The sequence below is a fragment of the Gordonia sp. UBA7860 genome, from assembly GCF_002500165.1.
Taxonomy (GTDB): domain Bacteria; phylum Actinomycetota; class Actinomycetes; order Mycobacteriales; family Mycobacteriaceae; genus Gordonia; species Gordonia sputi.
This window is the reverse complement of sequence record NZ_DLSO01000064.1, coordinates 1-23,797: the sequence shown is the minus strand read 5'-3', so window position 1 is coordinate 23,797 and position 23,797 is coordinate 1. Positions and strand designations below refer to the sequence as shown.

19 protein-coding genes and 1 pseudogene are annotated in these 23,797 nt (G+C 65.1%); 16 read left to right on the top strand and 4 right to left on the bottom strand.

Annotated features, from left to right (window positions below):
- Window positions 1–173 precede the first annotated feature (173 nt).
- From B3T59_RS08985 to B3T59_RS08950, 8 genes are all read left to right on the top strand, one after another.
- Window positions 174–1,844: an amidohydrolase gene (locus tag B3T59_RS08985; RefSeq protein WP_287002047.1), complete on the top strand. Its 1,671-nt coding sequence runs from the start codon at window positions 174–176 to the stop codon at window positions 1,842–1,844.
- On the top strand, window positions 1,841–2,956 hold the full coding sequence (locus B3T59_RS08980) for an ABC transporter ATP-binding protein (RefSeq protein WP_287002046.1): 1,116 nt from the start codon (window positions 1,841–1,843) through the stop codon (window positions 2,954–2,956). The genes B3T59_RS08985 and B3T59_RS08980 overlap by 4 nt, the downstream gene beginning before the upstream one ends.
- Window positions 2,953–4,137 carry a polyamine ABC transporter substrate-binding protein gene (locus tag B3T59_RS08975; RefSeq protein ID WP_064862236.1) on the top strand — a complete coding sequence of 395 codons (1,185 nt, stop codon included), beginning with the start codon at window positions 2,953–2,955 and terminating at the stop codon, window positions 4,135–4,137. The genes B3T59_RS08980 and B3T59_RS08975 overlap by 4 nt, the downstream gene beginning before the upstream one ends.
- Window positions 4,134–5,987: an ABC transporter permease subunit gene (locus B3T59_RS08970; RefSeq protein WP_064862237.1), complete on the top strand. Its 1,854-nt coding sequence runs from the start codon at window positions 4,134–4,136 to the stop codon at window positions 5,985–5,987. Before B3T59_RS08975 ends, B3T59_RS08970 begins: the two co-directional genes overlap by 4 nt.
- A gap of 84 nt (window positions 5,988–6,071) precedes the next feature.
- Window positions 6,072–6,896: an SDR family oxidoreductase gene (locus tag B3T59_RS08965; RefSeq protein WP_064862238.1), complete on the top strand. Its 825-nt coding sequence runs from the start codon at window positions 6,072–6,074 to the stop codon at window positions 6,894–6,896.
- A 43-nt stretch (window positions 6,897–6,939) separates the two neighbouring features.
- Complete coding sequence (locus B3T59_RS08960) at window positions 6,940–8,205, top strand: acyl-CoA dehydrogenase family protein (protein WP_005202013.1); 1,266 nt, start codon at window positions 6,940–6,942, stop codon at window positions 8,203–8,205.
- 8 nt (window positions 8,206–8,213) lie between these two features.
- Window positions 8,214–9,251, top strand: a complete 1,038-nt coding sequence (locus B3T59_RS08955; RefSeq protein ID WP_231894984.1) for a phosphotransferase family protein — start codon at window positions 8,214–8,216, stop codon at window positions 9,249–9,251.
- 72 nt (window positions 9,252–9,323) lie between these two features.
- Window positions 9,324–10,031, top strand: a complete 708-nt coding sequence (locus B3T59_RS08950; RefSeq protein ID WP_064862240.1) for a TetR/AcrR family transcriptional regulator — start codon at window positions 9,324–9,326, stop codon at window positions 10,029–10,031.
- A 62-nt stretch (window positions 10,032–10,093) separates the two neighbouring features.
- On the opposite strand, the gene B3T59_RS08945 is transcribed toward B3T59_RS08950, so the two are convergent.
- Both B3T59_RS08945 and B3T59_RS08940 read right to left on the bottom strand, forming a co-directional pair.
- The gene (locus B3T59_RS08945) at window positions 10,094–11,626 is read right to left on the bottom strand and encodes an AMP-binding protein (RefSeq protein WP_251723127.1); all 1,533 of its coding nucleotides are present in this window, start codon (window positions 11,624–11,626) and stop codon (window positions 10,094–10,096) included.
- A gap of 73 nt (window positions 11,627–11,699) precedes the next feature.
- Entirely contained in the window at window positions 11,700–12,659 is a 960-nt protein-coding gene (locus tag B3T59_RS08940) for a phosphotriesterase family protein (RefSeq protein WP_251723126.1), read from the bottom strand.
- A 210-nt stretch (window positions 12,660–12,869) separates the two neighbouring features.
- Between B3T59_RS08940 and B3T59_RS08935 the strand changes: the two genes are divergently transcribed.
- The 8 genes from B3T59_RS08935 to B3T59_RS08900 all read left to right on the top strand — a co-directional run bounded on the left by B3T59_RS08935 (window position 12,870) and on the right by B3T59_RS08900 (window position 22,655).
- Window positions 12,870–13,826 carry a L,D-transpeptidase family protein gene (locus B3T59_RS08935; RefSeq protein ID WP_064862242.1) on the top strand — a complete coding sequence of 319 codons (957 nt, stop codon included), beginning with the start codon at window positions 12,870–12,872 and terminating at the stop codon, window positions 13,824–13,826.
- Between the two features lie 200 nt (window positions 13,827–14,026).
- Window positions 14,027–14,827, top strand: a complete 801-nt coding sequence (locus tag B3T59_RS08930) for an alpha/beta fold hydrolase (protein ID WP_287002045.1) — start codon at window positions 14,027–14,029, stop codon at window positions 14,825–14,827.
- A 6-nt stretch (window positions 14,828–14,833) separates the two neighbouring features.
- Window positions 14,834–16,138: a hypothetical protein gene (locus tag B3T59_RS08925; protein WP_376782650.1), complete on the top strand. Its 1,305-nt coding sequence runs from the start codon at window positions 14,834–14,836 to the stop codon at window positions 16,136–16,138.
- Window positions 16,135–17,340, top strand: coding sequence for a GNAT family N-acetyltransferase (locus tag B3T59_RS08920; RefSeq protein WP_287002043.1), 1,206 nt, complete (start codon window positions 16,135–16,137; stop codon window positions 17,338–17,340). Before B3T59_RS08925 ends, B3T59_RS08920 begins: the two co-directional genes overlap by 4 nt.
- Before the next feature lie 79 nt (window positions 17,341–17,419).
- Window positions 17,420–18,697 (top strand): acyl-CoA dehydrogenase family protein, encoded by a 1,278-nt coding sequence (locus tag B3T59_RS08915; RefSeq protein ID WP_251723121.1) that lies wholly within the window; start codon window positions 17,420–17,422, stop codon window positions 18,695–18,697.
- A 13-nt stretch (window positions 18,698–18,710) separates the two neighbouring features.
- On the top strand, window positions 18,711–19,607 hold the full coding sequence (locus tag B3T59_RS08910) for a N5,N10-methylene tetrahydromethanopterin reductase (protein WP_287002042.1): 897 nt from the start codon (window positions 18,711–18,713) through the stop codon (window positions 19,605–19,607).
- Between the two features lie 24 nt (window positions 19,608–19,631).
- A complete protein-coding gene (locus tag B3T59_RS08905; protein WP_287002041.1) occupies window positions 19,632–20,918 on the top strand; it encodes an LLM class flavin-dependent oxidoreductase in 1,287 nt (428 codons plus the stop codon).
- Between the two features lie 159 nt (window positions 20,919–21,077).
- On the top strand, window positions 21,078–22,655 hold the full coding sequence (locus tag B3T59_RS08900) for an APC family permease (protein WP_313318110.1): 1,578 nt from the start codon (window positions 21,078–21,080) through the stop codon (window positions 22,653–22,655).
- On the opposite strand, the gene B3T59_RS08895 is transcribed toward B3T59_RS08900, so the two are convergent.
- The gene (locus tag B3T59_RS08895) at window positions 22,642–23,337 is read right to left on the bottom strand and encodes a PIG-L deacetylase family protein (RefSeq protein ID WP_287002040.1); all 696 of its coding nucleotides are present in this window, start codon (window positions 23,335–23,337) and stop codon (window positions 22,642–22,644) included. The two genes, B3T59_RS08900 and B3T59_RS08895, sit on opposite strands and share 14 nt — an antisense overlap.
- Window positions 23,338–23,340: 3 nt before the next feature.
- Window positions 23,341–23,797 (bottom strand): annotated as a pseudogene (locus B3T59_RS08890) (lyase family protein); the annotation flags it as partial.

The window sequence follows — 23,797 nt, the reverse complement described above, 5'->3', positions numbered from 1 at the left end:
GCGAGCAGATTAAGAAGCGTCGGTTCAGATGGTGAAAACCTGCGGAATCAGTGACGATTCTCCGCAAGCACATCGAATTTCGGTAGTCGATCCACCGCTTGGGGGAGCTTGTCGCAGTCGTCGGTCGTGAGGCCGTCGGCCCCGGCTGCCGGCACGGAAGGATCGCAACGCTCGTGGCAGTACCGCTTCCGGACACCGTTTTCCATTCGGGTCCGGTCTTCGACGGGCATCGACTTCACGACGACATAGCGGTCGGCGTTCGCTCCGGGCGAGTGGTCGCGGTCGGCGCCGTTGAGCGTGTCGTGGCTCAGATCCCGTGGGCCGAGCGCGTCGACCTGGGTGGACGGCTCCTGCACCCGGGATTCACCGATGCTCACATCCATGCGCTGTCAGCGGGCGTGGATCGCAACGCATGCGACCTGACCGACGCCGACGACGCCGCGCAAACCCTCGACGCGATCGCCGCATACGCACGCGCCACCGACCGGCAGTGGATCGTCGGCTCGGGCTGGACGATGAGTCACTTCGATCGTGGCTGCCCTACCGCGAGCGCACTCGACGCCGTCGTCGCTGACCGACCGGCGTTCCTGCTCAATCGCGATCACCACGACGCCTGGGTCAACTCGCGAGCCCTCGAACTCGCAGGAATCGACGCCACGACGCCGGACCCGTCGGACGGGCGCATCGAGCGAGCAGCAGACGGATCACCCACCGGGACGTTGCATGAGGGCGCGATGGATCTCGTCTCCCGGCTCGTGCCGCAGCCCGACGTCGACGAGCAATACGCGGGCCTGCTCACCGCTCAGGAGTACCTCCATTCGCTCGGCATCACAGGGTGGCAGGAAGCCATCGTCGGTGAGTACCCCGGCATGGCCGACCTCGACTCGGTGTACTCCGCCGCAGAGGAGTCGGGTGACCTCACCGCGGACGTCGTCGGTGCGTCGTGGCTGCCGAGAGACCTCGACCGCCGGGCCATCGACGACGTCGTCACGGGCTTCGCGACACGTCGGGCGAGCACCGCCGGTCAACGCTGGAGCATGCATTCGGTGAAGATCATGGTCGACGGTGTCGTGGAGAACCGCACCGCGGCGATGTCGGAGCCCTACTGCGGGGATGAGGCGACGAGGCACGACTGCGCGTGCGCGCCCGCCGACACCGGGCTGAGCTACTTCGACCAAAAGGTGCTGACCGAAGCGGTCATCGCGTGCGACGCCGCTGGGCTCGACATCCACTTCCACGCGATCGGCGACGCCGCCGTGACCGCGGCGCTCGATGCGGTCGAGTCCGCGCGGGTCGCGAATGGCCTCACAGCCGGCCGACACCACATCGCCCACCTGCAATTGGTTCGCCCTGAAGACCTGGGCCGTTTTGTTCAACTCGGCGTGACCGTCAACATGCAGGCGCTCTGGGCGTGCAACGACGACTCGATGGTGACGTTGGTGCGGTCCGCGATCGGCGACGAGCGTTATCAGTGGCACTACCCGTTCGGGTCGCTCGCACGGTCGGGTGCATCACTCGCGATGGGCAGTGACTGGGCGGTGAGCACCCCCGATCCCTGGGCCGCGATCTCGGTTGCGGTCAACCGCATCCCACCCGGAGAGGACGTCGAACCCCTTCTCCCCGCGCAAGCCCTCGACCTGACCACGGCTCTCGCCGCGTACACCAGCGGGTCGGCGCGCCTGAACAGGCGGGGCCAGGTCGGGACGATTCAACCGGGAACACGCGCAGACCTGGTCATCGCAGACCGTAATCCCTTTGCAGAGCAACCAGATTCGCTTTGGTGTACCAGAGCCGACCTGACCGTCGCCGACGGTGAGATCGTTTATGAGAGGACCAACCCATGACCGCAGTCGAAGCCACGAAGCAGACGGAGGTGAGCGCCGCGCAGCGCGGCGCCATCTCGATGCACGGCGTGACCAAGATCTACGACAACGGCCACGTCGCGGTGACCGACATCGATCTCGACGTCGCCGCAGGCGAATTCGTCTCACTCCTCGGGCCTTCCGGCTGCGGCAAGACGACGCTGCTGCGCATGCTCGCGGGCTTCGAGCGTCCGACGAAGGGCGAGATCACGCTCGACGGCGCGTCGATCGTCAACGTTCCGCCGGAGCGTCGACCCGTGAATACGGTGTTCCAGTCCTACGCGCTGTTCCCGCACATGCCCGTCGCGCAAAACGTCGGATTCGGTCTGCGGCAACGCAAAGTCGCGAAGAAGGAGATCGGCCAGCGTGTCGCCGAGGCCCTCGAACTGGTGCAGATGACGCGGTTCGCCGACCGTAAGCCCGCCATGCTGTCGGGTGGACAGCAGCAGCGCGTCGCGCTCGCACGAGCGCTCGCCAACCGGCCCGACGTCCTGCTGCTCGACGAGCCGATGAGTGCACTCGACCGCAAGCTTCGCGAGGAGATGCAGATCGAACTCAAACTGCTGCAAAAGGATCTGGGCACCACCTTCGTGTTCGTGACGCACGACCAGGAGGAGGCGTTGTCGATGAGCGACCGCATCGTCGTCATGAGCGAGGGGCGCGTCGCGCAGGTCGGTGACGGCAAGGACATCTATGCCAAGCCGGTCAATCGCTTCGTCGCCGATTTCGTCGGCAAGCAGACGTTCTTCGACGTCACCGGCGCGCTGAAAGACGGACGACTGCCCACCACCGACGGACCATTCGCCGTCGCAGACGATCTCGACGGTCTCAGCGGCGATCTCGTCATCGCGATCCGTCCGGAGGCGATTTGGTTCGCCGACGGACAGTCCGACATCGACGCAGCGGACAACGTCGTCTCCGGGACTGCGGCAGGCGTCTCGTTCCTCGGCGACTCCACCCAGGTCGTCGTCACCACCGACGCGGATACCGAGGTGCTGGTACGTGGCGCAACCCGCAACTTCCCGGATCTCCATGAGGGTCAACGCGTCACATGCACGTTCTCGCAGGCGGATACGCGGGTGTTCACCAAATGAGAGCTCAGCACGACATGGACACCGAGTCGACGACGGTGCGCGCGCTCGTTCCCAGGGCAGCGGTCTCTCGCATCACCCGACGGAGCTTTCTGGCCGGTATCGGCGTCACGGTCGCGGGTCTCGCGGTGACGGCGTGCGGTGGCGACAAGACCATCGCACCGTCGAAACCTCTCTCGGACGACGTCGAGGGTCAGCTGAACTACTACAGTTGGGGCGACTACGAGGACCCCGCCGATCTCGACGCCTACCGCGACAAGTTCGGGGTGCGCCTGCAGGTCGACGCCTTCGGCTCCAACGAAGAGATGATCGCGAAACTCGCTGCGGCACGCGGAACCTCGGGTTACGACGTCGTGGTGCCGACCGGGGTCTACATCCCGCAGATGGTCGCGCACGGACTCCTCGACGAACTCGACCACTCCCGCATCCCCAATCTCGCGAATCTGGAAGAGCGGTTCTTCAATCCGCCGTGGAATCCACAGTCTCGCCACGGCGCCTGTAAGAACTGGGGCACAACGGGTTTCATGTATCTGAAGTCGCTGACCGACAAGACACCGACGTCGTGGGCCGACTTCATCAGTCTCGCGCGGGGGCCTGCCAAGGGCAAGGTCAGCGTGGTCGAAGACCCGTGGGAGGTCGTCTCGATCGCGATGGGCGCGATGAACATCGACCCCAACACCACCGATGCCAAAAGCCTGTCGGCCGCGCGCAACATCTTGGTAAACCAACTCGCCCCGACCATCCAGGGCTACAACTCGTCGATCACGTCCATCGTGTCCGGCGGTTCGTACAGCCTGCTGCAGGCATGGAACGGCGACGCCCGGCTGACCTTGATGAACGAAAGCGACCCCGATAGGTGGGGATTCGTCTATCCGTTGCCGACCGCGAATCTGTTCACCGACAACTTCGCGATCGTGCGGGGCACCCAACATCCGGGGGCCGCGTACGCGTTCATCAACCACATGCTCGATCCCGAGGTGTCGTTCCGCGAACTCCAGTACATCGGATATCAGACGGGTGTGAAGGGCATGGCAGAGAAGGGTAAGGCAGCGGATCTACCCTACCCGGAACTGCTGTTCCCCTCGGACGAGATCGTCGACCGGCTGGTCGTCGCGACCGTCGACTCCGCCACCCAGGAACGCACTGAGATCCTCAATCAGATGCAGGCGAGGAGCGCCCGATGACCACCGACATCCTGACGCCTTCACAGACCGGAAACCACCAACCCGACCCCGCTTCGGACACCCCCAAACCGCCACTGCGGCAACGACTCTTCGGAGCCGGAGGGCTGACCTTTCCCGCATGGGCGTATTTGGTCTTCTTCTTCGTCATCCCACTCGCGCTTGTCGTTTGGTACAGCTTCGGTTACAAGCCCGACCAGTTCACCACTTACGCGACCGACCGGCTGTCCCTCGACAACTACGGCGAGGCGTTCGGCGCGGACTATCGCTCGACCTTCACCAACACGCTGCAGATCGCGATCGTCGGCGTGCTGCTCACTCTGCTGATCGGCATTCCCTTCGCGTATTGGCTTGCGGTGAAGAGCAATCCGCGACGTCGACCGTTGTATCTCGCGTTGATCATCGTGCCTTTCTTCACCAATTTCCTCGTCCGCACGATCGGCTGGCAGATCACCCTCGCGCCGTCGGGTTGGTTGTCGAGCGCGATGCAGAGCGCGGGATTCGGCGAACTCGGCATCCTCTACACGCGTGCCGCCGTCCAGATCGGCGTCGTCTACAACTACCTGCCGCTGATGATCTTCCCGCTCTACGTCGCGATGGACCGGGCCGGACTCTCGCTCCGGGAGGCCAGCCGTGACCTGGGCGCCAACCGATGGACGACGTTCTTCCGGATCACGTTGCCACTTGCGGCACCCGGTATCGCGTCGGGCGTGCTCCTGGTGTTCATCCCGCTGATGGGCGACTACGTGACGCCGTCGGTGCTCGGTGGGGCGAAGGGCACCATGGCGGGTCAGATGATCGCCGCGCAGTTCGAGACCGCGCAGAACTGGGCATTGGGTTCGGCGATGACGGTGTCGCTGATGCTCGTCGTGCTCATCTGTGTGGTGATCGCGGGCGTGGTGGTGCGAGCCGTCGTCACACTGCTCGACAGGCGCGTATTCAACGTGCCCGCGGTGGATACGACGGGGGAGAAGTCAGGCCCGTTGGCGCCGTTGACGATGAAACCCCTGCGGACGCAGCGTGATTGGTACACCTTCGCGATCAAGGCGTGGGCGGTGATCGTCTACCTGTTCCTGTTCCTCCCGATCGCGGTGATCGTGGTCTATTCGTTCAACACCGGCCGTCTGCTGCAACAGTTCGACTCGTTCGGCTTCACCGCGTACTCCGACGCCGTCACCAACGACACCATCGTGCGTTCGGTGCAGGTGTCGCTGGAGGTGGGCGTGCTCTCCGCACTGTTGGCAACGGTGCTCGGTGGGTTCGCCGGTATCGGAATCGGCATCTCGCGTCGGCCGCGATGGTGGTCGATCGGCCTGTTGGGGTTGCTCACCGTCACGCTCGTCACCCCCGATATCGCCGACGCCGTCGCCTTCCTGCCGTGGTACGTCACCCTCGGTGTCGACGGTGGCCTGAGCCCGTTCAACAACGGACTCTTCCGGCTCGTGATCTCGCATGCGGTGGTGTCGATGGTCGTGGTGACATTCATCGTCCGGGCGCGAGTCGCGTCGCTCGATCCCGCGCTCGAGGAGGCTGCCGCCGATCTCTATGCTCCGCCACTCGAGCGACTGCGCCACGTGATCCTGCCGGCGGCCATGCCGGGCATCATCGCGGGCATGCTGCTGGCGTTCACCTTCAGTCTCGACGACGTGGTGATCTCGACGTTCGTGCAGCAGCCGGGGTACACGCCGTGGCCGGTCTACGTGTTCTCCAACGTGCGCGTCGCGCTTCGCCCGGAGGTCGCCGCGATGTCAACGCTGATGTTGGCGCTCACGCTGGCAGTACTCGCGATCTCCGCGGTGATCCTTCGTCGCAGCGGCGAGGACTCGAGTTCGATGGTGAAGATGCTGGGCTGACCGGGGTCGGGGAGCCTAGACCGAATCGAAAAAAGATCCACACCGTACTTGAACCTGAAATTGGGTTCAAGTACGGTTTCGTCTATGAACATCGACGGAAATGTTGCGATCGTCACAGGCGCGGCCGGCGGTATCGGTGCCGCCATCACGCGTGCGCTCGTCGCGGGTGGGGCCAGGGTCGTTGCCACCGACCTCGACGACGAAGCGCTCGAGCGCGCAGCGGCCGAGATTGATCCGAGTGGCGAGAACGTGGCGACGCTGGCCGGGAATGCGGGTTCGTCGACGCACATCGATGCGACCATCGCGCTTGCGGAGAGCCGGTTCGGTGCTGTCGACATCTACGTCGCGAACGCGGGCATCGGAGGTCGGCCGGGACTGTCGGCGTCGGATGCCGACTGGGACGTGGCGCTCAACGTCAACCTGCTCGCGCACGTTCGCGCGGCGCGTCGCCTCGTTCCCGAATGGGTCGAGCGCGGCAACGGCTACTTCATCTCGACGGCGTCGGCGGCAGGTCTGCTGACCCAGCTCGGGTCGGCCATCTACTCCACCACCAAACACGCCGCCGTCGCCTTCTCCGAATGGCTCAACGTCACCTACGGCGATGACGGCGTCAAGGTGAGCTGTCTGTGCCCGATGGGCGTCGACACCGCGCTGCTCCGTCCGCCGACGTCGCCGGACAACAGTGACGAAATGCTGATGCAGGCCGCCGTCGAGACCGCCGGCCGGGTGCTCACGCCGTCCGAGGTGGCCGAGGTAGTGCTTGCAGCCATCGCCGACGAGCATTTCCTGATCCTGCCGCACCCCGAAGTACTCGACATGTACCGCAACAAGGGTGCCGACTATGACCGCTGGTTGCGCGGGATGCGTCGGTACCAGAACACGCTCCGCGATCAGCTCACCAACGCGTGACACACCTGTTCTTCCGAAAGCCTCACACCACAAGGAGAATTTCATGAGTCTGTACGAGATGTCGCCGCGCGCAGCGGAATACCGCCAGCGCCTGCTCGACTTCATGGACCAGTACATCTATCCCAACGAGGCGGTGTACGAGCAGCAGATGCGCGAGCTCGACAATCCGCACGCCAACCCGCAGATCCTCGACCAGCTCAAGGAGAAGGCGCGGGCGGAGGGGCTGTGGAACTTGTTCCATCCGCACAAGGAGTGGGGACCGGGCCTGAGCAACCTCGAGTACGCGCCGCTCGCCGAGATCATGGGTCGCGTCGTCTGGTCGTCGGAGGTGTTCAACTGCAACGCACCCGACACGGGCAACATGGAGGTGCTCACGCTCTTCGGTACCGACGAGCACAAGGAGCGCTACCTCAAGCCGCTGCTCAACGGTGAGATCTCGTCGGCCTTCGCCATGACGGAACCCGCTGTTGCGAGTTCGGATGCAACCAATATCGAGCTCTCGATGGTGCGTGACGGCGACGAGTACGTGCTCAACGGGCGTAAGTGGTTCGCGTCCAACGCGGTTCGTCCCGACTGCAAGGTGCTCATCGTGATGGGCAAGACCGACCCGACCGCGCCGACGCACAAGCAGCAGTCGATGATGGTCGTACCCACCGACGCTCCGGGCGTCACCATCGTGCGCAACCTGCCCGTCTTCGGATACGTCGATCGAGAGAGCCACGGAGAACTTGTCTTCGACAACGTCCGCGTGCCCGCGGCCGACGTTCTCAAGGGTGAGGGCGAAGGCTTCGCCATCGCACAGGCTCGCCTGGGACCCGGCCGCATCCACCACTGCATGCGGACCATCGGAATGGCCGAGCGCGCACTGGAATTGATGTGTGCGCGTGCCGCGTCCCGAGTGACCTATGGTGAGCCGCTGGCCGATCGCGCGAACATCCAGGACTGGATCGCGGAGTCGCGCATCGACATCGAGATGGTGCGTCTGCTCACCCTGAAGGCCGCCGACATGATGGACACCGTCGGAAACAAGGCCGCCGCCACCGAGATTGCGGCTATCAAGGTTGCCGCGCCCAACGTCGCGCTCAAGATCATCGACCGTGCGATCCAGGTGTACGGCGGCGCGGGTGTGACCGACGACTTCCCCCTCGCCATGGCCTACGCACACATTCGGACGTTGCGACTCGCCGACGGTCCCGACGAGGTGCACAAGCGCTCGATCGCGCGTCGTGAATTGCGCCCGTACCGCACCGGACCGGTTCCGGAAACCGTTGCAGGCGTTTCGGATCAGGCTCTGGCCGCGCGGTGGTGAGTGCATCGGTGACTGATCTCGCCATTCCCGACGTCGATACCGATGCTTTGCTCACGTGGTTGTCGGACAACGGCATCGGCCTCGACGGCCAGGTCACGGCGACGAGAATCGGTGGCGGACAGTCGAACCTGACGTATCTACTCACCGACGGATCGGGTCGGCGCTTTGTCCTGCGCCGGCCTCCCGTCGGGCACCTGCTCGCGTCGGCCCACGACGTGGCGCGCGAGGCGCGCATTCTGTCGGCGCTCGCACCGACGGATGTGCCCGTACCCGAGGTGTACGGCGTGTGCACCGACGAAGCGGTGGCTCCGGTGCCGGTCGTCGTCATGGACTTCGTCGACGGGATCTCGCTGGAGAAGAAGGAGAATGCGGAGCTTCTTCCCCTGCCCGCGCGCCGTAACGTCGGGACGTCGATGATGGAGACGCTCGCGCACATTCACGCGGTCGATCTCGATGCGACCGGGCTCACCGATCTCGCCAGCCATAAGCCGTACGCGCAGCGCCAACTCAAGCGGTGGGCCGCGCAGTGGGAGAACTCGAAGACGCGAGAGATCCCCGAGGTGGATTCGCTGACCCGCAGGCTCGCCGAGAACGTCCCGGAGCAGCACGAGACGTCGTTGGTGCACGGCGACTTCCACATCCGCAACGTGATGGTCGACCCGAAGACCGGCGACGTGCAGGCTGCTCTCGACTGGGAGCTGTCGACGCTCGGCGATCCGCTCGCCGACATCGGCAGCACCCTGGCGTACTGGCCTGAGGTTGGGGAGGAGATCCCCGGACGATTCAGCGCAGAGACCATGGAGGGTTTCCCAACCCCGGCCGACGTGGCAGCCGACTATCTCCGGATCACCGGACGCGACCCAGAGGCGCTCAAGTACTGGCGGACGCTGGGGTTGTGGAAGGTCGCCATCATCATCGAGGGAGTCGTGCGTCGAATTCAGGACGACCCGACCAACCGCGCCGTCGTCGGCGCCCCTGCCGCAGAGTTGGTCAACCGCTTCGTCGACAAGGCGAGCGAGATGGCCGACGAGGCAGGATTGGCGTGACCGGATACCGTTGATCGATCAGACCGCCCGGCCGGCAGCGACCTGAGGCCCGAGATTGCCGAGGAGACCCAGATGAGTACCGAAACCGACGACACCGCCGCGCATGACACCGCGCTCGAGGTGCCGTCGGTTTCGGCTGCCCCGAGCGCGGTGCGCAAACCCCTGACCGCTCGCGGAGAGAGAACGCGGGCCGCTCTGGTGTCTGCGGCGCGCACGGTCTTCGAGCGCGACGGATTCGCCGACTCACGGCTCACCGACATCACCACTGAGGCCCAGTGCTCGATCGGGTCGTTCTACACCTACTTCGACAGCAAGGAAGAGATCCTCGACGCCGTCCTCGCCGAGGCGCACCAGGACATGCTGCATCCGGGCTTCCCGCACGTGGAGCCGGGTTCCGACGACGACCCCACCGAGATCCTCGCCGCCGCCAACCGGGCCTATTTCGAGGCGTATCGGCGCAACGCCGGACTGCGTCTCGTGCTCGAGCAGGTGTCGTCGACGATGGCGGAGTTCCGTGAGAAGCGGCGCCAGCGGAGCCACGTGTTCGTCGAACGCAATGCGCGCCACATCCAGGAATTGCAGGAACGAGGCATCGCCGACCCAGAACTCGATGCGACGGCAGCGGCCGCGGCGTTGTCGGGCATGGTGTCGCGGATGGCCTACCAGGCGTTCATCGTCGGTGGCGAGCCGCATGACGTCGACGCGATGGTCGACACCGCCACCCGCCTGTGGGTCAACGCGATCGGCCTTCGCCGTCCGGGTTCGGCGTCGCGCGCCTGATCACCCGGACGGCCCTCTCGCACGGTTCATGACATCGGGCGATGAGGTTCCCGACGGTAACCTCATCGAGGTTGCGGTGAACCAGTACCCGTCGAGCTGAGTTGGCGCAGCGAGTCGCGGTCGATCGCGCGCTTGAGGATCTTTCCGGTCGCGCCTTTCGGCAGTGCATCGACGACGTGGACGATCCGCGGGACCTTGTAGGCGCTGAGTCGTTCTTTCGCCCAGCCGCGGAACGAATCGGTGTCGAGCACGGCGTCCGGCCGCAACGCGATGACCGCGGCGATCTCCTCGCCGTAGTGGTCGTCGGGCACTCCGATGACGGCGACCTCGACGATGTCCGGGTGCGTGTAGAGCACCTCTTCGACTTCTCTCGGGTAGACGTTGTAGCCGCCGCGGATGATGAGATCCTTTGCGCGGTCGATGATCCGGAGGTCACCGTCGGCGTCCATCGCGCCGATGTCACCCGTGCGCAGCCACCCGTCGACGAGCTCGGATGCGGTGGCCTCGGGGCGGTTCCAATAGCCCGTCATCACCGTCGGCCCCTTGAGGAAGATCTCACCGACCTCGTCGGCGGCGAGTGGTGTGCCATCGGGATCGCGGATCTCGATGGTGAAGCCCGGCAACGCCGGTCCGACTGTTCCGACCTTCGGTTCGCCGTCGAGGTCGCGGAAGGTCGCGGTGCCCGCGGTCTCGGTGAGGCCGTAGCCTTCAAGGATCGCGCAGCCGAACTTGTCGGCGAACGCACGAATGACCTCACCCGGCATCGACGCCCCGCCCGAGCACGCCAGTCGCAGGTCGACGAAATCATCTGACGAATATCCGGATGCGTTCTGCAACATCGCATTCCACATCGTCGGCACGCCACAGGCGATGGTGACATGCTCGTCGCGGATGCGGTTCATGAACTCGACGGGCGCGAAGGGTGACAGCAGCGACAGGCTGCCGCCCCAGGTGAGTGAGTTGTGCATCACGACGACCTGGCCGAAGCAGTGGAACAGGGGAAGTGCTGTGGCCCAACGCTCTTCGTCGCCGAGACGCAGTGCCGGGCGGAACGCGATAGGCGCAGCGTTGACGTTGGCGATGCTCAGTTGAGCGCCCTTGGGCTTCCCGGTGGTTCCGGAGGTGTACAGGATCACCGCGGTGTCGTGGTCGTTGCGCTCGACATAGGCATCGACCGACGGCGCGTCTGCGGCCGGATCATCCTCGAACGGCTTCAGTTCCACGAACGGAAGGCCACGGTTCGTGGCGACCAGGTCGGCCGCGGCTGCCGACTCGTGCCACGCGACGATCAATGAGGTCCCGGAATCGTCGACCACGTAGTCGATCTCGTGGGTGGTCGACATCGTGTTGACCGTGATGATGGTTGCGCCGATCGTATGGAGTCCGTAGTAGGCGATGACGAACTCGGGAATCGACGGCGCAACAAGCAGTACTCGGTCACCGGGAGAGACTCCCAAGGCCGCGAAACGCGCTGCGCTGCGAGCGATTCGAGCACGCAGGTCGCCGTAATGCAGGATGCGGTCGCCGCTGCGTACCGCAATGCGGTCGGGGTAGGTGTCGGCACCCTTCCACAGGGCGGCTACGGGGTTGGCCATGAGAATTCCTTATGACAGAAGGGTTGTGGAGCTGCATGCGCCCGGGGCGGTAGTCGCCCCGGGCGCGTGGTGGTCACTCGAAGTAGCGGCGCGGGACGTCGACGAGCATGGTGGTGATGTCGGCGTCGCTCACACCCCGTTCACGCAGCGCGGGCAGCACGTCCTCGCTGATGTGGCGGTAGTTCCAGTTCGGGACCGCCTGCTTCTTGGCCTCGGGATCGAACCAGTCGATGAAGCACGACGCGTCGTGGGCAAGTCCCATCCGATCGGCGTAACCGCGTTTGGCCAGTTCGACGATGGTGTTGATGCGGTCGTCGAAGGGCAGCAGCACGTCGAGTCCGAAGCGGTCCATGCCAAGGATCGATCCGTCGTCGGCGAGCTTCATGAGGTAGTCGAGGTCGGTCGAGTCTCCGGAGTGTCCGATGACGACCTTGCTCAGGTCGACGCCCTCCTCGCGCAGAACGCGCTGCGCGACAAGGCCCGAGCCGGTGTGCGGGTTGGTGTGCACGGTGATCGGTGCACCGGTCTGAACGTGTGCCTGGCCAACGGCCCGCATCACGCGTTCGACGCCGGGTGTCAGTCCCTGCTCTTCGATGGCGCACTTGAGGAACGAAGCCTGCACGTCGGTGTCGGCGATGCCCTTCGTGAGGTCGCGGACGAAGAGGTTCACCAGCGGCTCGTCGACGTCGAATAGCAGTCCTGGGCCGGTGTAGTGGAACTGGAAGGGAATGTCGTTGTAGGTGTAGAGGCCCGTCGCCACCACGATGTTCAGGTCGACCTGGTCGGCGATCTTCTTGATCCGGGGGATGTAGCGGCCGAGGCCGAGCACCGTCGGGTCGAAGATGGTGTCGATTCCAAGCCCTTTGAGCTCGCGCAGATCGCGCACGGCGTCGGCGATCCTGCGGTCCTCGTCCCAGTCGTCCTGATAGTTCTCCCGGTACTCCTCGCCGAGGACGAAGATGTGCTCGTGGATGAGAGTCGGGCCCAGGTCGCCCGAGTCCACGGGGCCCGTGACGGTGTTGACAGTGCTCATCTGATGTCCCTTCGAAGTGTGTGAGCAGTCGCCGACGGCGGTCGGTGTGCGCTGCATCACCAGAAGACAATAGATGAGGCTGAGTTCATGTTCAAGTAGCAGTTTTTGCTGCTCTGTCATCCGATCAGTGCAGCACCGTGATGCCCCTGAGACTCACGCCGTCTTGCCATTTGTCACACTTGAGTGGTGCAGAAGTTACTGATGAGGCAAATGAGACTGTTGGGACTTGTAGCGATTGCGGTGATGGCTGCAATCGTTGCCGGTGCCGGCCAGGCATTGGCCGCGCCGGGAACCTCGACAACTCCGACATCGCCCGCTCCGACATCACCCACGACACCCCGCACGGGAACGCCGACGTTGCCCTCCCTCGGTATCCCGCAGGTCGACGGAATCCTCGACACTCTCGCGGGTAACGGATCGTCGAAGCCGGGTACCACGGCGTCGGACACCGGCCAGATGATCGTGGTCACGGCGCCGAAGGCGTCCGACCCCACCGCGACGCTCACCGCGTTCGAGAAGGGTGCGGACAAGTCGTGGAAGCCCGTGTTCGGGCCGACCAAGGCGTTCCTGGGTTCGCTGGGAATGGGGGAGCCCAAGGACAACGTCTATCGCACGCCCGAGGGCACCTTCGCGCTGGACCAGGCATTCGGTAGGCAGGCGAACCCGGGCACCAAGATGCCGTACTTCCAGGCGACGCGTCAGGACTGGTGGGACTCCAACATGAAGTCTCCGACCTACAACACCCACGTCCGCCAGGCGAACAGTCCCGGCGGCGACAGTGAGAACCTCTACGACGCAGGTCCGGTGTACGACTACGCGGTCAACATCGCGCACAACCCGCAGCGCACCCCGGGCAAGGCGTCGGCGATGTTCCTCCACGTCACCAACGGTGAGCCGACTCAGGGCTGCGTTGCCATCGATCGCGACGTGATGCGCAAGATCCTCGCGTGGCTCGACCCTGCCAAGCACCCCAAGATCACCATCGGCGTCAACGCCGCCGCACCCACGGGCGACGGGCCGTCGACTAGTGCGCCGTCGGGAACGACGCCGAACGCGCCCGCGACGCCGAGTCTGCCGGGAGTGTCAGACATCCTGGGCGACAAGGGGCTGAGTGATCTGTTGACGCAACTGGTCAACCTGATTCCGACTCTGCTCGGGTCCAAATAGCGCAACCGCGGCGGTGGCCGCCCGCTGAATATGTGTTGAATCGAAGGACGTGGGTGCTGCAGCACCCACGTCCTTCGATATGACACACGTCCAGGGGTGCGGTCGTGGGCTCAAAATCCCAATGGTTCAAAGCCTGTCGTGAAATGTGGTGGTGCGCGATGCTTCTCGGGCGCATCACATGCCCACAACAGGAGTCAATCATGCCCTTCTTCGACGGCGCGCAGGGTCGGATCTTCTACCGGCACTGGCCCACCAACACCGCGCCGACTGCCGCGCTGATACTTCTGCACGGATTCGGTGAGCACTCGGGTCTCTACCACCGCTACGCCGCGGAGCTGGCAGCGCACGGCGTCGAACTATGGGCGCTGGACCAGCAGGGCCACGGGTTGTCCGACGGTGAGCGTGGCGACGTCGGATCGTACGACGCCGTGGTGCACAACGCGCAAGCCCTGACCGATCTCGTCACGGCACACTCGCCCGAGCTCCCGATCGCGATCAGCGGACACTCGCTCGGCAGTCTCGGTGCACTGTTCGCGGCGCTCGATCAGCCGTCGAGGTACTCCAGTGTGGTGATCTCGGGTGCCCCGTTGTCGCCGCTACCGTGGCTGAGTTCGGTGGCCGAGGATGGCGGCAGTGTTGAACTCGAGCTCGATGCGCTGTCGGCCGATCCGTTCTATCGCGACGAATTGGCCAACGATCCGCTGGCGTTCACCGGCGCCGACGTCGTGAAGGTCTTGAAGGCCCTCTTCGAACCCGCGTGGGCCAGGCTCGACGAGCAAGTGTCGACGTTGTCGACACCCGTTCTCGCAGTGCATGGTTCGGAAGATCAGATCGCTCCGGTGACCGGCGTGCTCGCCTGGCAGGACCGACTGCCGGGACTTCGCGTCGAGATCATCGACGACGCCGCGCACGACGTGCTCAACGAGACAGCCCACCGCGCGGTGGCCGATCACGTCGGCCGCCACGTCGTCGATCACGCGTTGACGGGAGTGAGCGCATGACCTCAACTGCCGCAGCCGCTTTTGTGCTCGACGAGCACAAGCGGAGCGCTTGCCGACCTCAGCAGCTTCCCACTGCTCGGGGCGATCACCGGCCGCCGATCACGCCGTTTCCCGGTCGGCGGTGAAATCCCCTCGGGAGAACTGGCTTTCGCCAGTGACAAACCGGTTCAGCCGCTCAGCGACACTGAGCGCGCGATCGTGCTCGCCGCTGTCACCGGAGTGACCGGCTGGAACTTCGGGATCAGCCACCACCCCGGATACGCGCCGGCGCTGCCGAACTACTCGGGCACCGCAACGGGCCGAACATTCCCGTCCGCGGCCGGGTTTCACACCACCGAGTTCTTCTTCACCGACGACTCGGGTACCTACTTCTTGTCGAGTCGCGACGCGGAACCCCACGGTGAACTGCCAGAGGACGGGTCGGCGTCCGATACCGACATCGAGGCGTGGCTCGCGGAGACGGTTGGTCGGTACCGCAAGCTCTCCGACGAGCGTATCTACCTCCCGCGCGAAGAGCCCTACCTCGAGGGCCACAACACCTGGATCGCCAATCATCCGGGTTCGCTGCTCGTCATTCCGATCGCCGACCTGGCGCAGCACTTCATCGCCAACGTCGCGTTCTTCCTCCAGAACGGCTACGGGCTGTACGACGACATCAGCGAACGCGCAATCCCCGGTGGCACAGACTCGTCGCTGCGTCACGCCGGGGACCCGTTCCCGCTGTCGTTCGTCGAGCAGTACACACTCGCGGAGGCGAGCGCGGAGCTGATCACCGCCGCCTACAACGGTCACCTCGTGCTCGGAGCGTTGGGACTCGGTGGGTGGACCTTCGACGGGATCGACCGGCTGTCGATCCTCGGGGCGTCGGGCGATCCCGCAGTGCCAGGACTCGGCTTCGAGGTGCAGACCGACGACCGTTGGGCCCTACCGAATCCGACGGGACTCCCCGGTGTGTTCGAGACTCTGTCGCGCCCGCACGTCACGGACGCCGCCGAGGCCGTAGCACGGTTTACGGAGCGAAAGTTCGGTCCCGGTGGGCCCTTTCACCCGGACACTCCCGGCCCCTGGAGTGACAACCCACGCGTCCGCGGGTCGGCGGCGCGCCACGACGACGACTTCGTTCGACTGCTCACCGAGCAGATCGCGTACGTCGACGACACCTTCGGGAAGATCCCGGGCACTGTGCCGACGGTGCACATCCTCAATTACCTTCAGGCACAACACATCGACACCGACTTCTACGACCATCACTTCGGGCCGGGGGCCTACCTGGCAACCCACCGCGATCATCAGCGGACGTGGCACCGATGAGTGTCACCATCCGACCGCTGTCCGGCCCGGACGAGGTCAATGCGGCCTTCCGGGTGTTCCTGCGGTCGATGGTCGGGCTTCGCTTCGGACAACTCGACGCCGCGACCATCACCGAGCAGGGTCGGTATCTGGGCGCATTCGACTCCGATGTCATCGTTGCGGGCGCGGACTCGTACTCGAGTCAGCTCGTCGTGCCGGGCGGTGCACGCGTTCCCCACGCGGCCGTCACGCACGTCGGCGTGCTGCCGACGCACCGTCGTCGGGGAATCGTCACCGGGCTCATCGAGCGTCAACTACAAGACATCGCCGACCGGGGAGAGGTCGTTGCGACGCTTCGTGCGTCCGAGGCCGTGATCTACGAACGCTTCGGCTACGGGATCGCGAGTTCGAGTCGGGCCGTGACCATCGACGCGCACCGAGCGAGGCTGCGCGACACCGTGCCCGGTGGTGACAGCAACGTGCGACTCGTCGACGACGCGGTCACGACGGAGCTGCTGGCCGACATCTACGGGCGCGCCGCAACCTGGGTCGGTGCCATCGACCGCCCGGCAGGCTGGTGGCGACTGCAACAACTACGACGCGACGCCTCGCCAGTGCAGCATTACGTCGCCGTGCACAGCTCCGATGGAGTAGACGACGGCTATGTCGTCTACAAGCCGGAGGACCCCGACCATTGGTTCAGTAGCGACGCCAAGACGATCACCGTCGTCGACTTCGTGGCTTCGGGGCCGACCGCGTGGGCAGCGTTGTGGCGTCACCTGTCGACACTCGACCTCGTCGATGTGATCGAACAGCCCGCTGTCGCACTGGACGATTCGCTGCCGCTGGCCGTCACCGACCCGCGTGCAGTCCGGCTGGGCACAGCACACGACGAAACATGGCTGCGGCTCGTCGACGTCGAATCAGCCTTTCGTGCACGGACATACCGGATCGATGATCCGGTACGGCTCGAGGTCGTCGATCCGCTCATCGAGCGCAACAATGCGGTGTTCGAGATCGGACCCAAGGGCACCGAACGCGTGACGGGCAAGGCCGACGCAACGACCGACGTGGCGACGCTCGCCGCAGCGTATCTCGGCGGCACGCGGTGGCGGTCGCTGGCAGACGTCGGCCGCGTCGACGTGTCTGCCGCATCGGCTGTCGACCGACTCGACGGTCTGTTCGCCACCGGTGCGCTGCCCTTCGCAGGCACTGTCTTCTGACGAGACTGTGTTCTGGCCTCGCCGCACGCAACCCGTATGTCATGTGTCGGCCACTGTCGCCGACAGGAAGGATCTCCCGATGACCGAGACCACCACACACGCGCCGTCCGACCGTGAGATCGAGGGTTGGACAACCTATCTGCGCGAGCCAACCGCCGACTACGACCAGCTCGTCGAGCGCTTTGCGCCGGCATTCGAGCGCATCGCGGCCTCCAACGTCGCGCGCGAACACGACCGTTCATTCGGCTACGACGAGGTTGCGGACCTGGTCCGAGAGGGACTGGGCCGCATCAGGATTCCTGTGGAGTTCGACGGTCTGGGCGCCTCGCTGGAGCAGACCTTTCTGCTGCTGTCGAGACTGGCCGCCGCGGACGCGAACATTGCGCACGTATTCCGCAATCATCTGGCGTTTGTGGAGGATCGACTCAACGCGCCGCAGTCAGCGGGCAACGATCGGTGGATCGAGCGTTTCCTCACGGGCGAATTCGTCGGTGGGGGTTGGACCGAGGCGAACAACGGTACGTACGCAACAATCGCGACAACCGTCAGACGGGGTGACGACGAACGCTACTTCGTCAGCGGGGCCAAGTTCTACGCCACCGGGAGCCTTTTCGCCGATTGGCTCGATGTGATCGGCAAGTCCGACGACGGCGGGCTGCTCACCGCGCTCGTGCGCCGAGACGATCCCGGTGTCGAACTCGTCGACGACTGGACGGGATTCGGGCAACAGACAACCGCCAGCGGGAGTGCACGTTACGTCGACGTGCCGGCCGAGCCCGACAACGTCTTCGATATCACCGAACGCTTTGTCTACCAGGGCCACTTCTACCAGGTGGCGATCCTCGCAGTGCTCACCGGAATCATCCACGCATCCCTGCGCGACGGAATCGAGGCGCTCCGGGCGCGCAAGCGCAACTATCCGCAGGGACTGGACCCGGTGCCCGCCAACGATCCTCAGTTGCTGGCAGTCATCGGCGGCGTGTCGGCGCGGGCCCATGCGGCAGACGCCGCGCTGCGTGAGGTGGGTAGGACGCTCGATCGTATCGCCGAGGCACACGCCGCCGGAGACCTCGACCTCCGCAGGGCTCGCGTCACCGAGGCCCAGCTCGCCACCGACCACGCGCAACTGACCATCATCGACGCCGCGCTAGCGGCCACCACCGAGATCTTCGACGCACTCGGCGCGTCCGGAGTGTCCACCGACAAGGCTCTCGACCGTCACTGGCGCAACGCGCGCACCCTGGCCTCGCACAATCCACGGGTCTACAAGGCGCGCATCGTGGGCAACTGGCTGGTCAACGGAGTCGACCCCGTCCCCGACTTCTCGGCATTGGGCCGCGGCGGACAGGGAAACTGAGGGGAGAGGACAGATGAGTGCACCATACGTCGCGGTCGGATTGACCGGCGAGCAGGCGGACGTGCTGCTGGCCGATCGGGCGCTTGTCGCGCGCTGGGATTCGCTGCCGCTGGCGTTCACCGTCGTCGGCATCGATCGGCTCGACAGGGCCCACGACGTTCACGGGGCCACAGAGGCCGACGACGCCGCCCCGCGGCGCATAACGCTGGAATCCTCCGTCGCGACAACCTTTCTCGCAAAGAAGGCCCCGCGGTCACGGTTCCTGTGCACGGCGTCGTCGCGCCGCGATCATCCTTACAACCTCGCGCGACGAGTCGCATCCGCCGGGCATCTCTCGCGGGGGAGAATCGGCGTGCTGCTCGGCCCACGCGACCCTTACGTGCCTGCAGGTGACCAGTGGAGCCACGACGACGTATCCGTCGACGACATCGCCCACGCGGTACGTGTTCTGGAACAGACCTGGCCGTTCGAGTCGGTTGTCGCCGACCGTGCGTCCGGGATCTTCGTGGAGTCGGATCGGATCCAGTTCGCCGACCTCGAGGAGCCCTACCGGATCGCTGGGCCGCTGACGGTGCCGGAGCCCGCGACCGGTCCGTCGGTCATCGCCGCGTACCACTCCGGCGCGCGCGAGATCCGCGCAAACACCGATGTCGACCTCGTCGTCGGTCCGGCCGTCGCCGTCCGTGAGATGTCGTCGACGACAGCGCCGCCGACCGATGTCGCCGGAATTCTGTTGCGCGACGACGACTTGTCGCCCGAAACGCTGGCCGGTGTCGCGGAGAAGCTGCTGGCAACCTCCCAACCGATCGCGCCGGGTCTGTCGCTGCGGGCCGCGCTCGAACTACCCGCTCCGCCCAGGGTCGCACGTCGCGCGGCATTCGCACGGCCTGAACCGCTCGTCGCATCCTGACCTCCACTCCGAGAGGAACACCCCATGACCCGACGCGACGGCCACGTCATTTTGGGCATCAACGCCCTGGTCCTCGGCTACGTGCCCGCCTCCTGGCAGACCCCCGGACTGAGCGCGGAATCGTTTGTCTCGCCCGACTATTGGGAGGAGATCGGTCGGATCGCCGAGCGCGGAACACTCGACGCGGTCTTCCTCGCCGACGCTCCCGCGCTCGGCGACCCAGCCTACGACGCCAATCCGGCGCACCTGGAGCCGACGGTCAATTGGGCACACGTCGCAGCTGCGACGGAGCGGGTCGGGTTGGTGTCCACGGCGTCGACGACGTTCAACGATCCGGTCGAACTCGCCGAGAGATTGCTGACGCTCGATTACCTGTCGCAGGGTCGAGCGGCCTGGAATATCGTGACCACTCGAGGACCCGCTGCGGCCCGAAACTTCGGGCAACCCGACGTTCCACCACGCGATGACCGCTACGAGCGCGCAGGTGAGTTCGTCGATGTGGTTCGTGCACTGTGGGGGTCAGCGGACACGGGCCGCGAGATTCGGCACAGGGGAGTCCACTTCTCGGTCGACGGGCGATTGCGCACACCGTCGCGTGGTGAGCATCCGGTGCTCTTTCAGGCAGGTGGGTCGGCGGCCGGGCGCGAACTCGCCGGACGGGTGGCCGAGGGCGTCTTCGCCGCAGAGCTGACGCGCGACAAGGCTGTCGAACACTATCGTCTCGTGAAGCGAAAAGCGTCGGCATTCGGTCGTTCGTCCGACGATGTGAAGATCCTGCCCGGGTTGCTCGTCTCGCTCGGCAGCACCGAAGAGGAAGCCAGAAGACGCAACGACGAGCTTCACGATCGAAGTCCGGCGTGGTATTCGGTCGGCTGGTTGTCGCACGCGATCGGCGTCGACGCGACGAAACTCGACCTCGACGCCCCGTTCCCCGAGGACGTGCTCGCGGGACCCGTCGACCTCCAGAACTTCAGTGGCAGTATCGGTTTCCGCGAGTCGATCGTCGCGCAGATCCGACGCACCAATCCGACGGTCCGCGAGTACCTGCGGCAGACCCGCTACACGGGTTCGGGCCACGCCGGATTCGTGGGCACCCCGGAGCAATTGGTCGATCGAATCGACGACTGGTTCAACGCGGGCGCGATCGACGGCTTCAATCTGCAACCCGATGCGCTGATCGACGGTCTCGCGGTGATCTCCGACGAGGTGGTGCCACTCCTTCGTCGACGTGGCCTCTACCGCCACGACTACGAGACCGACACTCTGCGTGGACATCTGCGTGCAGCAGCGCCGTCGGCTCCGCTGTGTTGAGAGGGATAGAACCGCAGGGAGAATAAGGGCTGGCAACGACGTCGTCGACCTGCATACTTCACTCGATCAATCCCGTTCGCGCACAGCGCAATACATGAGACATCCAGTTTCCACGGCCGGGTAGCCGTATGTGGCGATGGGTGTCCGAGAGGAATCGAGATGACCACAGACTCGACGTCGACGCGCCCGCCCGAGGCGGCGCACACACCCCTGGCGCCACCGCATACTCCGGAAAGTGCAGCCGCCCAACATGATGCGGCGATCATCGGGCAACCAGGCGGTCTGCGCTCGAACACACTGGGCCCCTGGGAGGTCTTCGCGCAGGGCCTCGCCGCTGCGGCACCGAGCGTCGCTGTCGCGTCCGTTCCGTTCGCGCTCTACACCGCGGCAGGGAAGGGCGCCGCGTGGGCGGCAATCATCGGATTGGTGATCGCCCTGCTGCTCGCGACAACCATCAGTTTTCAAGCGCGGCGGACGGTCTCGTCCGGCTCGCTGGGAACCTACACCGGTAACGGACTCGGACCCGCGTTCGCGTTCGTCGGAGGTTTCAGTCTGCTGATCGGCTACGTCGGATTCTCGGTGACCGGAACCCTCGGCGGTGTGCTCTACGTCGATTCGTTCCTTCTCGAACTCGGAATCGGTTCGGAGGCTTCGTGGTTCCGGCTTCTGCTGGTCTTCCTGGTCGTCGGACTCGCTGTGTACCTACCCATCCGCGGGGCGTCGCTCGCCGCGAAGTACGAGTTGGTCTTCGAGGTCATCGCACTGATCTCCATCGCGGTGATCATCGTGGCCGCCTACGTGTCCTACGGGTGGCACTTCGACGCCGAGCAGTGGAGCATGTCGAATCTGGGCCACAGCTCGACGTTCGTCGCGGCGGTGACGGCCGTCGGTGCCTATGCAGGCTTCGAAAGCGTTGCGTCGCTGGGTGCTGAAGCGCGTGACGCGCACCGGTCGATCTCGAAAGCGCTTTTGCGTGTCGTGTTGATCATCGGTGTGCTGTACATCATCGCGACGTATCCGCAGGTGCTGCATTTCGACGGGATCAACGGAGACAAGGCGATTCTCCCGCAGCTCGCCGACTCGTCCGGTGTGGGTTGGGTGAAACCGGTGACGAGTGCTGCCGTCGCCGTCGCCTTCATCGTCTTCGTCACGGCGGTCACGAGTTCGGCAGCACGGTCGTTGTTCACCTTCGCGCACGAGGGTGCACTGCCGCGTGTGTTCGCCAAGGTCCACTCCAGGTACCACACCCCGTGGGTCGGCGTCGCGTTCGTCGGTGCTGCGGCACTGGTGTTTTCGGTTGTGGCCACCTTCAGTTCCGCAGGCCGCACCGTGTTCGACGTCTACGGTGCATACGTCACCAACTGGGGATTCCTGGTGAGCTATCTGCTCGTGGTGATCGCGACACCGATCTGGCTGTACAAGATCAAGGCGCTCACGCCCTTCCGTACGATCGTGTCGGGTCTCGCGGTGGTGGCGCTCGGTTACGTGATCGTCAACAACCTCTACCCGGTTCCGGAGTTTCCATTCAACATTCTGCCGTTCGTGTACCTCGCGATACTCGCAGCGGGCGTCGCGTGGTACGTCTACCTCCGGGTGACACGACCAGAGATCGCTGCGCGTATCGGCACGATTCAGACCCTGTCGACCGAGGAGCAGGAGCGGCTCGCCGACGCCGACATTGCCGATGAACTGAAGGCCGATGAACCCGAAGGCGACTCGGCCGTCACTCCGAAGTAGTGCGCGTCCTCTTGAGTTCGAAGCACGCCGCGCGACGACCTCCGAAGTCGTCGCGCGGCGCGCTCATGAGTTCGATCTGTGCACGCGCCTGGTCGACGACCGGTGTGTCGGGATCGAGAACCCTTAGGTACACCTCATGTGCCGCAAGGGAATTCACTGCGACATCGATTTGCTCGGTGACGTCGACGGCGTGCGTCGGGTGTGGACCGTTCTCGAACAGCCAGCGCGGAGCGTCGTCGCCGAGTGAGTCGTACGCATCGAGAACCGCTGCGGCGAACTCCATGTGATCGCGCTGGTTGGGTTTACCCGGCGCCCACTCGGCTCCGCCGTAGAGCGAGAGCACCACCTGGGGTCCGACCCGTCGGATCGTCTCTGCGATCGCGGCGCGGAGCTCAGGAGTGTTGCGAATGTTGCTGTCCGGAAAGCCCCAGAACTCCACCTCATCGACGCCGACGATGGCGGCAGACGCGCGTTGTTCGCCTTCTCGAAGCGGACCGGCCTCGGCTGCCGCCATGCCTTCGATGCCGAGCTCACCGCTCGACGCCAGTGCGTATACAACGCGTTTGCCTTCGCTCGTCCACTTCGCGACCGCCGCCGCCATGCCGTACTCCGGATCATCCGGATGCGCCACGAGCGCGAGCGCCGTCTGCCAGTCGGTGGGGAAGGGCGCGAGATCGGTCATGACTCAGCGCTTGTGGTCGAGGTTGGCCATCTTCAACACGTCGAGGCGCTTGTCGAGTTCCTCTTCGCTGAGCTTGTCTGGGACCAGACCACGATCGAGAACGGTCTGCCGGATCGTTTTCTTCTCCTTGAGGGCCTGCTTCGCGACGGCCGCGGCCTCCTCGTAACCGATGGCCGAGTTGAGCGGCGTGACGATCGACGGCGAGCTCTCGGCCAGAGTCCGCAGGCGCTCCTCATCGGCCTTGAGGCCGGAGATGCAGCGGTCGGCGAACAGCCGAGACACGTTGGCGAGGAGCTTCAGCGATTCGAGGACGTTGCGCGCCATCATCGGGATGTAGACGTTCAGCTCGAACGCACCGTTCCCGCCGCCCCAGGTCACCGCCGCGTCGTTGCCGATGACCTGCGCCGCGACCTGCGTAACCGCCTCGGGCAGAACGGGATTGACCTTGCCCGGCATGATC